We start from the raw sequence: 15,518 nt of genomic DNA on the forward strand, positions 1-15,518 counted from the left end.
CTTTTTATATATCGTACTTGGGCCTGCTTGGGGCGATTTCTGTTGAGATCGCTCGACCGAACAAAAATCGCCGCGCTAAAGAATTAAACCACTAAAATAATTAATTGTGAATTGGATTTTAGCTAAATCGAAAACATGGCATCGAAAAAAAACGATGTCATATATAAGAGGCGGACAAGAATCGCTAAATGAAGATACTGGCCTCTTCGGCGTTTTTGTATAGTTTTTTTTGATCGGATACCATCATGAATACGGATATTATAACAGAAAATCACGATTTTTAAACTGTTTATTAAAATCGCTCTGGTCTATGCTGCGTAAAATTACGGTTATGCAGGAAGAGCCGTCGTATCTGAAATGGGGAAATACGCATCCAGATGCACAAAGAAAACGCCTCGCTCAACAACGGGTTCGTTGACGATGCGCGCCCATTCTTCTGCGTACGCGTTAATTTGAGGTGAGTAATATTCGCCCCTTTGCTGCATTGTTTTTTTAGTGATTTTGTCTGTTTTATAATCAATAACCACCCAGCCATTTTTTTCTTTAAACACCAAATCAATCACGCCTCGCAAAAAGACGGGAACGTCAGTTTCCTGCTCCGATTGCCGCATCACTTGAAAAGGAATTTCCGTAAAAAACTGCATTGCATTTTTTGCGCGTTTCAGAATTGATGACTGCGAAACGGAATGCAGCAATGCAACGCCTCGCTGCGTCGTCTCGTCATCCACATCCATCGCCTCGCTCAACCGCTGCGCAGCGCTTTCAATGTCTAGAGTGGAATCTTGCAAATGCAAACGCAATAATGCGTGAATGTAATTGCCCCATTCCAAGGCGGATTCATTTCCAGCGCTTTTTTGTGAATACTGGTTCCTCGGCGTTGATGATGTGATCAAATCTTTGGCGCCCAGCGTAATGTATGTTGGGTCGGCAAGGCGCTGCCAAACAGCGACAGGCGACGAGATGCGCATCGGCGCTTTTCGTCTTGGCTTGACTGGTTTTATTGGAACCGCTTTTTCATCCTCAGGATACTCGATTACATCCTTCAACAGTTTGTTCCAGGGATTGGATGTAGCCCGCTTCACGCGTTGTGAAATAATCATTTGATGTTTTGCTCGCGTCGCGGCGACGTAGAGCAAGCGGTGAAATTCAGCGTCAAGAAACTGTTGTTCGGTTTCAGCCAACTCCTCCCACTGCATCGGATAAGCAAGCGGGGCGCGGTGAAATCCGAACGGGCTGGGTTCATCAATGAAAAAATAACCGGATACGCGATCTTGCTCTCTAACAATATGGGCCGTTGGCTTCCTGTTTGAATATCCATTGGGGTCCGCAAGAATAACGACCGGCGCTTCAAGCCCTTTCACTTTATGCAAGTTCATAATTTGCACGCCAGGATCGAGCGGGGGCTGCGCTTCGATTCCATCAATCACTTCTTCGCCACAATCAAGCGCATGAAGATACGCAAGCATATCCGCCACCGACGTCCATTCATGCTGGCGCGACCGGATGACCTCGACCAGTTTCGCCAAGCCTCCGGCCAAGTGGTTCGAGTCAGGCTGGACGCTGCACCAAGCGTACAACCCCAGATCATCAATGATTGCCTGAAGCGCAACCACCAACGGTGCATTGTTGAAATGGGCGGCATATTGTTTCAAGCGGAAAAACACATCGACAAAATAGAGATTGGCTTCCTGCAATTCTCCGGGGATTTTTTTTGCGTAATGAAACGCACCGCCAGCTTGTTTGAACGCAAACAGTTCCGGGTCGCTAAACCCAAACAGATCGCTGCGCAACAACGCGACAAGCGCAACCGGGTTATCCGGCTCAATGACGGCCCGGATGCAAAGGGCCAACCAATGCAGCGCCTCGTTGTCATTCAACGCGCCGCCGCCCGTCACTTGATGCGGAACGCCGAGCCGCTGCAACGCATGGGCGTACATCGCCATGTTTTGTTTTTTGTAAGTCACGATCATAAAATCGCCTGCCTGGCGGCGCTGATGTTTCATATCCCGTTGAATGATGGCAGCCACTCGTTTTGCATCATGCAGAACGATTTCATCTTTTGTCGCACACTCTTCGGGAGCGCTCAACGCGAATACATCGGCGTGATCCTTGCCCTGCAACGAAGTTGGCGCTTCGAGTGGGATATACTGCGGAGACTCAGCGGTTGCATCACCGGGGAAAAGCGGCTGAAACACTTTATTCACCCAATGAAGAACAGGCGCGTCCGTACGAAAATTTGTGGTGAGTGCCCCCACGCGCCCGCCGTGTTTTTGAATGATCGCCTTCACTTGGTTATACACTTGAATGTCGGCGCGACGAAAGCGATAAATGGATTGCTTCGGGTCGCCGACGACAAACAAAGATCCCGGCGCAGGTCGACAATGCCCCCAACGAGTTTCGACAAGGTTTTCTCCCGTCAATAACAGCATCACTTCCGCTTGGATCGGATCGGTGTCTTGAAATTCATCCACCAGCAAATGCGTGATACGCTCTTGAAAATACTGGCGGACGGGTGCGCTATTACGCAACATTGCGGCAGTGCGCAATAACAAATCCTGAAAATTGAGCACGCCCAACAGACGTTTTTTTTGTTCATAAAATGCAACCGCCGATTGAAGCGCACTTAACGCAATATGGTAGCGATATGAAAAAAATGCATGCAGCAACGGTTGATATTGCTGACAAAATGCTTCCCAACGGTCTCGTTCGTCTTTGGCTTGTTGATTGCCGCGCGGCCACTGCTTTTGAATAACCTTAACCGCCTTACAATTTGTTAAAACATCAATCACATCTCCCGGTTTGCGAAAGTCAACAAAGCGAACCATGCGCGCAAGTTTTACATACAAAAGCATCAATTCATCATTGCCGACGTCTTGGGGAAATTCCGGTTGTATTTCCTCAATGTGTTTCACATAGTCTTGAATATCCGTGACAAACGCCTGCGCGTCCGGCAAGGCGCGTTGTTCGCTGGGCCATTCATCGACGTCCGGGTAATTGGTAATCGTAAGAAACGCTGATTTGAGTTGACCAATATTCAGCCCCACTTCATCCAACTGCGCGAGGGTCGGCGAACCGTCTTCACAATACAAAGAATCAGCGTACTCTTCCCACGACTGGCGGCGCAACACGCGATCCGCATCATCATCCAATTCAGAAAATGAAACATGCACGCAGGCTTCAACCGGCCTTTCACGCAAGAGCCGCGCACAAAATGAATGGATCGTCCCGATAAAACATTGCTCGATGCGCTGCAACGCGTTCGCCAAGCGCTCGCGCTCTTCTCCGTGGGCCTGGCGCGTTTCGTCTTCGAGTTTTACTTGGAACCGCGAGCGCAATTCCGCCGCCGCTTTTCGGGTAAAGGTGATAGCGGCCAATGTATCAATCGAGCATTTTCCTTGTTTGAGCAACGCCAACATACGGCCAATCAACGCGGTTGTTTTACCTGTGCCCGCGCCCGCTTCGACAAGAAAATTTTCATCAAGCGTCGTTACGATTTCCTTACGAAACACATCGTCCGGTAAGACGCCGTTTGGCTTAGCATTCATCGTTTCGCAACTCCTTCATTGGCGCCAATCGGTCGGTTTGAGGGTTTTGTAATTTCGCCGCGCTGCATTGCGCCAGTGATTCAACATCACCGCAGATCGAGTTGAATTCACAAAACGTGCAGTCTTCGGGGTCATCCGTCGCCAAAAATGCGCCCATTGAAGCGATTTGGTTTAGAGACAAAAGAACATTGCCCGCTTGCGTCAATTCATTCGCCGACCAGGTGAGCCGCTCGCCCTTCCCTTTTTCGCTAGGGAAAAAATAACCGAATTGTTCGATTTCGGCGTCAGCGGAGACGCGCCGTTTTAACCATTGGCGCGCCATCGCCGTATAAAGCGCATGTTGAATCACGCGCCCTTGTTGAAGCGCATCCCATTTTTTCTTCTGTTGCCGTTTTCCATATTTATATGACCCTCCGGTCTTGTAGTCCCATATCGCAAACCGGGCGTCGGTTGGGTCGCCGACGGCGTCAATACGGTCGATGATTCCACGCGCTTTGATCTGCGCGCCGTTTGGCAGCGAAACCACCACCGCCTCATCATTTTCGTATCCAATTTTTGCTTCAACATATTGGGGCGTTAGTGCCAGCTGAAGTTCTTCTTCTGAATAAAGAAAATACTCGATGCAAGTCATGAGTTGGTCGCGTTGCCGTGAGAATGAGTGCTCTGCTTTGGGAGGATACGACGCTCGATACGACTCCAACTCGCGATCAGCCATGTCAATTAATTCCTGGCGATGCGCGGCGTACGAAACAGGTTCATTGTTCTTGATTCGCTCCGCAATGAACCTCTCGAATAATCCATGAACCAAACTCCCGAATGCAAGCGCATCGAGCCATTGCTCTTCTTCAACCGTGACCGACTCTGGCTCCTCGATCTGCAATCCATATTGAAAAAAGAACGCCAATGGACATCGCCCCAAGGTTTCCAATGCGCTGGCGGATGCAATGCGTCCACTCGTAAAATTTAACAACACGCCAGCGTCTGCAACCCAACCGTCATAAACGGTAAACTCGTTGCTTTGTCGATGCTGCCGGGCCCGCATCCCTTTTTGAACATGAGAATAACGCTCGAAAATCCATTCCACTGAATTGCATCGACCGCCTGCGGCATTCAACAAATCCATATCCCGCTCATTAACGCATTGCCCCTCCACACCTGGAGCAAACGACGCAGGCGCGCCCAACCATTTTTTCAGCGACGAATAATCGGCCTGATGGTCTCCACTGATAATTTGATGAACCGACAACACAAGCGGGCTGGCAAATTGCTCGCGACCATCCACAACATTGAAACTAGAGAAACTCAACGTCGCTTTTCCCGGCAAACGCTTTAATAAGCGATGGAGAATTTGGATTTTTCGTTGAATCCGGCCCCGCGAAGTAACAAGCCCCGGCGAAATCGCCGCGCGCTCTTTATCTAATACGACCGGGTCTTGCGACCCCGCCCCGGGAAAGCGCCCATCATCAAGCCCAACAATAAATAGATAGGGACGGTCGGTGTGACCGCCGCTCAAATAATGAGACGCGTGTATATGCCCCGGTTTCGGCCCGCTTTTTAAAACCGACAACGACCTGGGAACAGACGCAACCAGTTCCCATCCATCGACGCTTTTAATGTTGGGGTCTGCACGAATGATCTCGAACAATTGTTTGAGTTGATTCACGAGGCGCTCGCGCCCCTGTCGATGAAAGTCGGAACCATCCGAGGTGAAACGTTCACAAAATTGCAGCGATTTTTGGACGATGTCGCTCAACAGACCGCTTGCATGGGGTGTGGTTGCAAGCAGCGCGTCAATTTCATCCAGAAGCAAACCATATTTAGAAATTTCACGTTCGAGATAAAGCCGATAACGAACGGGGGATGTTGCCGGAGTATTTTCATCGTCAGTTGTTTCTATGTTATCCAATTGCAAATGCAGCGACTGAATTTTGTCGCGGATGCAAGCCAAGGTCCTCTCGCGGCCAAACCCAATTGGCAACCGCCGAACCGCCTGCGCCATTTCGTCATGGGAAAAGGTAGACGCATCGTGTTGAAGCAAATGGTCTTGATAGAGTGAAACCAGCGCCGATTGAAGATAATCTTGCGATATCCAATGAATCCAAGCCAACAGGGCTTTGCCGGGTTTTGAATACGTCGCCGGGACGCCGTCCACAAAGGTGATTGGTAAATTCATGCCGTGCGCTTCGTCCGTCCAATGCGGCTCAAACGATAATTCATACAGCAATGGAATGTATGTTTCCGAATCGGTAAAAACGATTTCAATTTGATCGAGTGGGATTTTATTTTGCAAGCATCGCCGAAAAATTTCGCGCACTTCATTCGCTTCGCCAATCGCGTGATAAAGGCTCACGCTTCCATCTTGAAATGAGGCTGCGGCATCCCCCGGTTGCTCAATCCAACGCAACAAATCAATATCGCGTTTTGGCTTCGGCGGCTTTCCCTCATCAACAACATCCGCATGACGGGCCGATAATGCATGTATAAATTGGCGCTCTTTGGAATTAAGTTCGACATCCTCAGGGATAAATAAAACCAGTTCATTGTTTATTTCGACATGCTCGCAAGCGATTCGCAACGCTTCTGCGTAATCAATTAAATTCGCCTCATGCAACGCCGCAGCAAATTGTTTCATCAGCGTATGAAGCGTCTGGGCTTTCAAAGGCGACTCAAATAACTCGTCGCTAACATCTTCCCCGCCCGAGGCCCGCAAATCTTGCAGCGAATCATGGATGCGCTCGAACAACGCCAGGTTGGGTTCTAATGCGCCAAAATAATTATTTTCAGGATCAAGTTGGCGCCAGATTGATTCAATCAGCATTACCCCGCGCATTCGCGAAGCAAACCGCAGTTCCTGTTTTACAAGATACGGCGTGATCGCATCTAAGACGGCGCCCTGGATGGTTTTGCAATGCAGGTTGACCAGCGGGCGCCCCTGCTTCGTGGCCGCGTCGATCCACTGCCACCCGACGCGCAAGGTTGGCGCCAACAACCACTTCTCCTGGAGCGGATGATCGGCGCACATTTGCACGATGGTTTGGACGATCAGATTCATGGCATTTATTCTCCAAAGAATGTTTTGAAGCGCATTGCGTATAATACAACCATAAATGCCGCGCTTGCACCTTCAATACGTTCAACAAAGTATTTGGAAAACAAATTTTCAGCAAACTTGATTCGCACTCGCATTGTTTGATAAGATGATAACCACTCATTAGAAACCAAGATGCTGAAGGATACCTGAAATGAAACGACTATCCCTTTCCCGTTTAATCATCACCCCCCTATGTTTCGCGCTTCTGATCGCTGGCCCTTTTTCTCATACTTCAACAGCGGCGGATGCGGACTCTGCATCAACATCCATCGGCGTTGGCGCGGCGGCTCCTGAAAGCGCCGAAATGCTCATTGATGGAAGCCGAAAGCTTCTCGACCAAAAATGGACGTATTGGGAAGGCCCTCGCTTCAACTCATCGCTGCCCATCAAATGGAAAATCGTCGATGACCCGGTTGATGACGGCAACGCGCTGATGACCGACGACCCGGCAGCGGCGGGCGGACTATATGGCGCCGCCGATATCGTCACCAAAAAGAAATACCGCGACTTTCGTTTGCATGTTGAATTTTTGATTGTACACGAAGGCGGAAACAGCGGCGTCTATTTACAAAACCGCTATGAAATCCAGGTACTCGACGGCGACAAAGGCACGCACGGCTTGGCCGCAGTCATCAATGAAGCCGCCGGCCCCTACGACGCCTATAACGGCGTGGGAAAATGGAACGCCTATGACATCGTCTTTCGCGCCGCGCGTTTCAAAGAAGGCAAACTGACTGAAAAAGCAATGGTCAGTATGTATTTCAACGGCGTGAAAGCGCATGAAAACGTGAAGATCCAAAAAGTATGGGGCGGGCCGAATTCAGGCATCGACGGCGGCAATAACGACGGCGCAGGAATCACAGATGTCCCCGGCGGCCTCAAACTTCAGTGCGAAGGCCACGAGGTGCTCTATCGAAATACCTGGATCAAAGAGTTAGACATCAACGAACCAGATACGCAGTTCTAGCGACATTGAACGAAGCCTCCGCTTGCTCACTCGAAACGGCTTGCGGAGGCGACGCGCATTGCCAATCGAAAACCATTTTCGGATAAAGGCACGACCATTTCCTCATCGCCCCAGTCTTTTGATCTCGCCAAACAATGGCTGACGGTTGCGGTGTTTTTTTTCGCAGACGGATTTCTGTTTGGCGCATGGGCGTCTCGCATCCCGCTCCTTCAAAACAGACTGGGGCTTTCTGAGGGCGAATTGGGCTTGCTATTGCTCACGCTGGCGGCGGGCGGCGTTGCGGCAATGATGATGACCCCGGCGTTGCTGCGGCGGCTGCAACCAAGAACCGCCAGCAGCCTCATCGGTTTGCTGGTTTCCATTTTCTTTATCCTGCCTCACCTGGCCCCGACGGTCTTAAGCGCGGCAATCGCCATTTTCTTTTTTGGAGCCTGCAACGGCAGTTTAAACGTCACCGCCAACGCGGACGCAGCGGCAACCGAAAGCCATTGCGGTCGGACCTGGATGTCAGGATTCCATGGTATTTTCAGCATCGGCGGCCTCATTGGCGCGGTTGCGAGTTCGCTGTTAATTTTTGACGACGCCAATTCAATCGCCCCTGTCATACTGCTCAGCGCCATTGGATTTGGATTGTTTTTCCCTACGCTGTTTGTGAAGCCAACAGAACAAAATTTCTCCGCGCAGTCGTCAACAACAAACAACGCCGATTGCTCCGTTCCTATATTTCTTTTGGCAGCGTTGGCATTTGCCTGTCTTGTATCAGAGGGAGCGATGGCGGATTGGTCTGCGTTGCTCATGCACAAAAGCGGAGCCTCCAACCAACTCAGCAGCCTCGGCTACGGCGCCTTTGCGGCGGGGATGGCGTTGCTGCGTTTTTCGGGCGATTGGCTGACCGCGCGATTTGGTCAAACCCGCGTCATTCGCCTCGGCGCACTGGCGGCGACGGCGGGGCTTCTACTCGCGTTGCTTGCGATGCGTCCTGGCGTTTTACTCGCGGGCTTTTTCTGCGTCGGCGCGGGCCTCGCCAATGTGGTACCCGTGCTGTTTCGCATGGCGGCGCGATCAAGCGCGCGCACGCTGGCTGTGACAACCGCGTTTGGCTACGGCGGATTTTTGATAGGCCCTGTCTTGGTCGGCGGGCTTGCAGACGTCGCCTCATTGCGAGCAGCTATGTTTGTTGTTCTGTTTTGTTGCGCAACGATTGTGCTGCTGTCCCGCCGACTATCAATCTAAAATTGCAAAGCGGTTGCCATCAACATGTTCGGAATGGTTTTAGGCGCAACCAGCAACAATCACAATGAAAACGGATTCAGGCATATCAATAATTGACAAACCGATTCAGGCATGGGTGCAACTCGGCGAGCGCCTGCGCATAAGGGCCTGAAAGCCCGCACTGAAGCGAGCAGAGTTGCGCCCATGCCACTTGCAGCGAAAGTTCAGTTCAATTTACGAAAGAACCAAAATTATAGTTCGCGGATTTTCACGTTTCGGAATTTGACCATGGAATGCTCATCATGGTTTTGCAGCCCGATGTGACCAACCAAACGACGGTCGCCGGTATGCGTAACGACTTGTTCGCCATTCAGTGTGATCGAAATCTGTTGTCCGAACGCGCGAATGATCGCATGGTTCCATTCGCCAGTCGGCTTGATGACGTTCTTGCTGATGCCGACCACGTCATACAAGCCGGAGTTTTTCTCATTTACATCGCGGCCATGCGCGTCTGTGATCTGCATTTCATACCCGGTGAACGCGGGGTTCTTTTCTTTCGCGCAGCGGAAAAACACGCCGCTGTTTCCACGTTGATTGATAGCGTATTCCAGCGACAATTCAAAATCGCCATAGGCTTTTTTCGTACGCAAATAAGACCCGGTTTCTTCTGGATTGGTCGACCAGTTTACTCCATTGCGACCAATTAACGCGCCCTCTTCAATGCTCCATTCGCCGCCTTCAACTTGCTCCCACTGGTCAAGCCCGGCGCCGTCAAACAACGTCGTCCAACCATGCGCAGTTTGCTTGGCAGTCGTTGCGCAAGACAATGAAAACAAAGTAAGACAGATTACGACTACGGATTTCACATGATGCATTTACATAACTCCTTACGGTGAAAAATAGTACAAAGTTTTCGTAGTGTACCACGAACCTCATCATCGGCTAGTTCGCTTGCGCTCTCTTCATACATGACTCCAATACCGTTTTCGTATGAACCTTAAATATGCTAAACTCCCATTACGACTTAATTCGTTGGAGGCAAACATGAAACGCAATTCGGCGCTCCTTATCATCAGTTGTCTTGTCGGTGTTATGGCAACGAACGCAGCGGAACTTCAAGGCCGCTTTCAACAAGTTCCGGTTGATAACCCCCGTTATAGCAACAATGAACTCTTCCGCGCATTCGAGCGCTTTGAAAGCCCGCGCATTCATCAACTGCGAGAAAAATATCATCTAGATGATGTCGTCAAAGGCGAAGCCGATGAATGGCGCCGTATGTTGCTGCTTCGCCATTGGATCAAATCTCACATCAAAATCGAAAACGATAATCCCACCCAAACCCGCGGCGACGCCTTCGCGATTCTCGACGCCGCAATGTTAGGCGGCGGGTTTCATTGCGCCCATTTCAGCATCGTCCAACAAGCAGTCTTAAACAGTTACGGCTACATTACCCGGCGCCTGGGCTGCGGCCCCGGCTTGATCGACAACGGCGGCCATCATGGCGTCAACGAAGTATGGATCAATAAATTATGTAAATGGGCGATTATCGACGCCAAGTACGATCTGCATTTCGAGAAGAACGGCGTCCCGTTGTCCGCGTTGGAAATTAGGGATGAAATCTGGAAAGACGGCGGCAAGAACGTCGTCCGCAGTTTCGGCCTGGACGGCGCACCTGAAACCGATGAGTATCCCGGCGACTTCGGCCCGTCCGCCGAGACCTATCGTTGGTGCAGTTGGGAAAACACCACCAACCGCTTTACCTCGTTTCCCAATCCGTCCAATTCGATCACGATTATGCTGGACGATACCATTTTCCGCAACAATAAGTGGTATCGCGACGGCAGCCCTCATTGGGCGTACGACACGCCCTACCTTGTCACCACCACGCGGCGCGACTGGATCGAATGGACGCCGAACGTGGTTCGTTCGCAAGTCGAAATCAGCGAGAACAAAGCGGAGATATTTCTAACGTCATTCACTCCAAATCTTAAAACGTATCAGATCAAAGACACACAAGGCGCTTGGATTGACTGTGTGGAAAATCTGGAAATTTCTTTATTGAAACCGACGAACGAGTTTACGTTCCGAACGACGAACAAATTCGGCGTCACCGGCCCCATCCATATCGTACGAATTGATTGGGTTGAAGAAAAATAACGGCAGGTATCAATTATCGCAGCCAGCGGTCTAAATTTTCTTTAACGAATTCATCATCGTTAAGGTGTGGATACTCACGATAGACGCGGTCGATCTCTTCCATCTGTCCTGGCGATAACGCTTCATTTGGATTCAAACAATGACGGTTCGCGAGCAAGCCTTGCCGCCGCAAAATTTCGTGGATGCCAGGAATGCAACCAGCGAAACCATTCACCGGATCAAACACCGCCGCGTTGACATCAGTAACCTTCCAAGCGAGTTCAATCATATTAGTCGGAAGCAAATCCGATTGCTGACGAAGCGCTTTAATGCACTCCAGTTGTTCAACGGCGCGTTTTGTCCAAAATGCCCAATGCCCTAAGAGTCCGCCGACGAATTGCAAGTGGCGAACGGAACTGCCGCCGCAACATTCAAACGTAGACAGTAAATCATAAATAATGGCGTCATCGTTTCCAGTATAAAATGCGATCTCATCACTCCGCCCGCTCGCCGCGGCCCCGCGCATAACGTCAAGCGTTTGATAGCGCTGAAACGGCGCGACTTTCACCGCGACCACATTCGGGATTTCACAAAAGCGCCGCCAAAAATCGACTGACAACACGCGGCCTCCAACAGACGGCTGCAAGTAAAATCCCATCAGCGGAATGACTTCCGCAACGCATTTCGCATGTTCAATCAGTTCGTCGTCGCTTGATTCTTTCAGAGCGCTTAAACTTAACAAACCGATGTCAAATCCACAGTCGCGCGCCAACGCGGCTTCACCGCAGGCCTGTTGCGTTTGTCCGCAAACGCCAGCGATTCGGATAATGGGTTTATCGGAAGCGTCCCTCTCAAAATTGCAAATGGTTTCATTTGCCAACGACAGAACGGGTTCTAGTAAATCGTGTTGCGGTTCGCGAATTTCAAACTGGGTGGTATGCACACCGATCGCGACGCCGCCAGCGCCGCTGTCAAGATAATAGCGGGTTAGTGCGCGTTGCCGCCGCTCATCGAGTTCACGGTTTTCATCAAGCGCCAATGGGTGCGCAGGGACCACCTGCCCTTGGCGCAAAGCATCCATAATTTTGTTATGCGGCATTGGACAAGCGCTCATCAAAATTTCCCCGTGCGGCTGCTATATTTTGTCGGCTTGTTCCAAGTGGGCATTTCCCGCCGCACCCAATCCGCAAGCCAGTCAACCATCTGCTCGATTGACACCGTTGGTTCACCATATTGACGAATGCACTTTGAGGCATTGCTTAACAACGCCGTACATGACTCTTCGCCCTCAAAGCATGGCTGTTTGTGAAAGCGGTCGCCAAATTGTTCCGCCAACACGCGAACCGATAATGTTTTGCGTCCGGTCAAGTTGAGAACCGACGGCGGCGACTGGCATTCTTGCAGTGCAAGCAAAGCATAAGCGTTGGCGTCTCCCTGCCAGATCACATTGACATGCCCCATGCTCAAATCAATCGGGGTTTCCTGATAGACGCGCATGGCAATGTCGAGCAATACGCCGTAGCGCATTTCAACCGCATAATTTAATCGCAGCAGTACGATCTCGCTTTGATTGATTTGCGAAAAATATTCAAACACCCGTTCCCGCGCCATACACGATTGGGCATACTCGCCCAATGGATTCAGCGGCGCCTCTTCCGTGCAGCCGCCGCTTTCGACAGGCACAAACGGATACACATTCCCCGTCGAGAACGCCGCGATGCGCGATTGGTCGAAGCGCTCCGCTACCATGCCCGGTAGGTAAGCGTTCATCGCCCAAGTGTCGGCTTCATTGCCGTGCGAGCCGAACTTTTTGCCCGCCATATAAATAATATTTTGGGCTGACGGCAAGCGCTCAAGCGAGGTGCGATTCAACAAATCACATTGAATGGTCTCGACGCCGTGATGAAGCAGGTCGGCATGAGTTTCACTGTTGCTAAAGCGGGACACCGCAATCACTTTTCGGTCGGGGTTGGATAGATGAAACGCATTGCGGGCCATCTTCGCCAATGTCGGCCCCATCTTTCCGCCTGCGCCAAGAATAAGCAAATCGCCTTCGATCTTCGAAAAATAGGCACCCAGTTCTTCGCGCGGCGTCGAAAGCAACTCCTCTAAATGCGCCTCATTTTTAATTTGTTTTGGAAGTCGAGTCACGTTATTTTTCATCTCGTTTCAAATCATTCAACCAAGTTCAGGGCCGCTCATGCCATACACATATTTCGGCTGACCCGGAAATTGGTTCTCACCGCGAACCATACGAATAAACATCCGCTGCTGAATAAATCCCCATTCTTGCAGCATGGTTTCCGCATGGGGGTTTGGAGACACAATATCGACAAACACTCTGTCCGGCTTTCTCTGATGTAAGCCATGTTGAAGCAATCGCTGCGCAACATCGCGATTGACGGCAACCCAAGGGCCAATGTGAAACGCGTTTTCACCTTCTCGCGCCATCATATATCCCAAAATGTTATCACCGTCTTTCACCCAATACGCCAGTTCCGGCCCATACTGCAAATAAGAAGCGAGAACGGCTTTGCGGTCGTCGCCAAAAATATCGCAATCAAATTGCGCAATTTCATCTAAGTGTTCAATAGAAAAACTCCGGCACGTACTTTCGTTTCCACTGATATTTTGAATGGATCCGCATTCATACCGCGCGCCAGTATATTCATCTTGAAAGCCCAGCGTATCATAAAGCATCTTGCCTTGCGGCGTCGCATCAAGTTTGACAGCCAAACCGCGCCGTTCGAGATGTTCAATACCTTCCAGCAATAACAGGCGGCCAATGCCTTTGCGGCGATAATCAGGATCAACAATCACCATCGCAACCCAGCCGAAGTGTTGATAGGCGACGGTGCAAACTGTCCCCACAATTTTGTTGCAATGCGTCGCAACGAAACAACCTGCGGGGTTCAATGCAAGAAACCGTATCCAGTCTTCCAAGCGCTGGTTCCAGCCGATTTGCTGCTTGAGCCGCTGGCAATGCGGCAGATCGTCTTGGACCATGGTACGCAGTTGAATTGCACTCTGGTTTTCATCCATAAAAAGTCACTTATACATCTTCCGTCAACACAAACGGTTCGCGATAGGTGCGCCATAACAGTTTGTTGGCCTGATCGGCGCCCAAGCCAGTGAATCGCTGCTCTTCGCCGTCAAATTCCAAATTCAGCCGCGTCCGGTATGCGATATTGGCAATATGACAAAGCGAAGTCGATTTATGTCCAATCTCGATATCGGCGTTGGGGCGCTCGCGGCTTTGTATGCAATCAATAAAGTTTTGATAATGGTTGCCGGGGTCGGCGTCTTGTTGTTCGATCACTTCGCCGTCAAAATCGACCGCCTTCCAACCGGCGCCGTCGGTCGTCAACACGCCGTCTACACCATAAAAAATCACTCCGAATGCTTTGCCGTCAAAGCCTTGCGGGTTCCAGGTTCGATGTTCCCAAGTCACGGTCGCATCATCAAATTCAAAGGTCGCGATCTGGGTATCGGGCGTTTGTTGGGCATCGTCAAAAAAGTGCTTGGCGCCTCCCGCGCAAGCCCGTTTAGGAAACTCAACGCCAAGTCCCCAACGCGCCATGTCGAGCGCGTGGATGCCGTTGTTGCCGCACTCTCCGGTTCCATAATCCCAAAACCAATGCCACTCATAGTGAAAATGGTTGGGGTTGAATTCCTGCTTGGGCGCCGGCCCTAACCAAAGATCATAATCGACGCCCTTGGGCGCTGGCGCATTTGGGGCGCGTCCAATGTTGGGGCGCCGACTGACGATCCAGGCGCGCGCCATGTGCACATCGCCGATCAGGCCGTCGCTCAATCCCTTCATCGCTTTTTGCATCGCGATGGAGCTGCGGCGTTGTATCCCGAGTTGGACGACGCGATCATACTTTCGCGCAGCTTTCACCATCAAGCGCCCTTCGGTTAAATTATGCGACGCGGGTTTTTCGCAGTAGACGTCTTTGCCCGCCTGACAGGCATAAATAGTTGCGATGGCGTGCCAGTGGTCTGGAGCGGCGACAACGAGTGCGTCGATTTCATCGCCTTCGAGCATCTTGCGAAAATCGCTCTCAGCCCGAGGCCGCTTGCCCGTCATTTTTTCAACGGAATCTTGCACAGGCGGAACCACGCGTTCATCCACGTCACAGACCACAACAACCTGACAATTTTTGCATCGTGAAAATTCTTTCGCCAACTGGGCGCCCCGGCTGCGGACTCCCATGATGCCCAAGCGCACGGTATCGTTTGCTGATGAGTGATTGGCGGGTATCGTCATTCCAGCCGCGACGGCGCTTGTTGCAATAATAGAAGATTGATTTAGAAAATCCCGGCGTGATTGCGTCATTGAAATCTCCATTTTGTCTAAATAGATCGCTCAGTTTAACATAGAGACCATCTGTTGCGTAAGTTTTTACCCCTCATTACTAAACAGTTTCCATTCAACTAAAAAGCGCTTCTTCCGTAAATTGGATACTTAATTATCAATTTGAATTGAGATTTCGCTGCATGGGACATGGGTATAACTCTGCTCGCTTCAGTGCCAATGACATTGGCTTAAGCCATGATCTGCAAA

The 15,518-nt window shown here is 50.7% G+C and carries 10 protein-coding genes; 3 read left to right on the forward strand and 7 right to left on the reverse strand.

Annotated elements, in window-relative coordinates; genetic code table 11:
* Window positions 1-329: 329 nt before the first annotated feature.
* Both P9L94_03755 and P9L94_03760 read right to left on the reverse strand, forming a co-directional pair.
* Window positions 330-3,545 carry a UvrD-helicase domain-containing protein gene (locus P9L94_03755; GenBank protein ID MDP8243171.1) on the reverse strand — a complete coding sequence of 1,072 codons (3,216 nt, stop codon included), beginning with the start codon at window positions 3,543-3,545 and terminating at the stop codon, window positions 330-332.
* Window positions 3,535-6,597: a PD-(D/E)XK nuclease family protein gene (locus P9L94_03760; protein MDP8243172.1), complete on the reverse strand. Its 3,063-nt coding sequence runs from the start codon at window positions 6,595-6,597 to the stop codon at window positions 3,535-3,537. The genes P9L94_03755 and P9L94_03760 overlap by 11 nt, the downstream gene beginning before the upstream one ends.
* A gap of 190 nt (window positions 6,598-6,787) precedes the next feature.
* On the opposite strand from P9L94_03760, the gene P9L94_03765 reads away from it, so the two are divergent.
* Entirely contained in the window at window positions 6,788-7,603 is an 816-nt protein-coding gene (locus P9L94_03765; protein MDP8243173.1) for a DUF1080 domain-containing protein, read from the forward strand.
* A 150-nt stretch (window positions 7,604-7,753) separates the two neighbouring features.
* Window positions 7,754-8,836, forward strand: a complete 1,083-nt coding sequence (locus P9L94_03770) for an MFS transporter (GenBank protein ID MDP8243174.1) — start codon at window positions 7,754-7,756, stop codon at window positions 8,834-8,836.
* Window positions 8,837-9,066: 230 nt separating this feature from the next.
* Here the strand turns inward: P9L94_03770 and P9L94_03775 are convergent, their stop codons facing one another.
* A complete protein-coding gene (locus P9L94_03775) occupies window positions 9,067-9,690 on the reverse strand; it encodes a DUF1080 domain-containing protein (GenBank protein ID MDP8243175.1) in 624 nt (207 codons plus the stop codon).
* Window positions 9,691-9,859: 169 nt separating this feature from the next.
* Between P9L94_03775 and P9L94_03780 the strand changes: the two genes are divergently transcribed.
* Entirely contained in the window at window positions 9,860-10,972 is a 1,113-nt protein-coding gene (locus tag P9L94_03780) for a hypothetical protein (protein ID MDP8243176.1), read from the forward strand.
* A gap of 13 nt (window positions 10,973-10,985) precedes the next feature.
* On the opposite strand, the gene P9L94_03785 is transcribed toward P9L94_03780, so the two are convergent.
* The 4 genes from P9L94_03785 to P9L94_03800 are packed head-to-tail and all read right to left on the reverse strand — an operon-like array spanning window position 10,986 to window position 15,290.
* Window positions 10,986-12,065, reverse strand: a complete 1,080-nt coding sequence (locus P9L94_03785) for a dihydrodipicolinate synthase family protein (protein MDP8243177.1) — start codon at window positions 12,063-12,065, stop codon at window positions 10,986-10,988.
* A complete protein-coding gene (locus P9L94_03790; protein MDP8243178.1) occupies window positions 12,065-13,102 on the reverse strand; it encodes an NAD-dependent epimerase/dehydratase family protein in 1,038 nt (345 codons plus the stop codon). The genes P9L94_03785 and P9L94_03790 overlap by 1 nt, the downstream gene beginning before the upstream one ends.
* A gap of 27 nt (window positions 13,103-13,129) precedes the next feature.
* Window positions 13,130-13,993 (reverse strand): GNAT family N-acetyltransferase, encoded by an 864-nt coding sequence (locus P9L94_03795; GenBank protein MDP8243179.1) that lies wholly within the window; start codon window positions 13,991-13,993, stop codon window positions 13,130-13,132.
* Window positions 13,994-14,003: 10 nt separating this feature from the next.
* Window positions 14,004-15,290, reverse strand: coding sequence for a Gfo/Idh/MocA family oxidoreductase (locus P9L94_03800; GenBank protein ID MDP8243180.1), 1,287 nt, complete (start codon window positions 15,288-15,290; stop codon window positions 14,004-14,006).
* Between the last annotated feature and the right edge of the window lie 228 nt (window positions 15,291-15,518).

The sequence above is a fragment of the Candidatus Hinthialibacter antarcticus genome (assembly GCA_030765645.1).
GTDB lineage: Bacteria > Hinthialibacterota > Hinthialibacteria > Hinthialibacterales > Hinthialibacteraceae > Hinthialibacter > Hinthialibacter antarcticus.

What these genes read in the sequence shown, in the direction of transcription:
- P9L94_03755 (MDP8243171.1), bottom strand. Translation starts at nt 3,545, where the DNA reads ATGAATGCTAAGCCAAACGGCGTCTTACCGGACGATGTGTTTCGTAAG.
- P9L94_03760 (MDP8243172.1), bottom strand. Translation starts at nt 6,597, where the DNA reads ATGAATCTGATCGTCCAAACCATCGTGCAAATGTGCGCCGATCATCCG.
- P9L94_03765 (MDP8243173.1), top strand. Translation starts at nt 6,788, where the DNA reads ATGAAACGACTATCCCTTTCCCGTTTAATCATCACCCCCCTATGTTTC.
- P9L94_03775 (MDP8243175.1), bottom strand. Translation starts at nt 9,690, where the DNA reads ATGCATCATGTGAAATCCGTAGTCGTAATCTGTCTTACTTTGTTTTCA.
- P9L94_03780 (MDP8243176.1), top strand. Translation starts at nt 9,860, where the DNA reads ATGAAACGCAATTCGGCGCTCCTTATCATCAGTTGTCTTGTCGGTGTT.
- P9L94_03785 (MDP8243177.1), bottom strand. Translation starts at nt 12,065, where the DNA reads ATGAGCGCTTGTCCAATGCCGCATAACAAAATTATGGATGCTTTGCGC.
- P9L94_03795 (MDP8243179.1), bottom strand. Translation starts at nt 13,993, where the DNA reads ATGGATGAAAACCAGAGTGCAATTCAACTGCGTACCATGGTCCAAGAC.
- P9L94_03800 (MDP8243180.1), bottom strand. Translation starts at nt 15,290, where the DNA reads ATGACGCAATCACGCCGGGATTTTCTAAATCAATCTTCTATTATTGCA.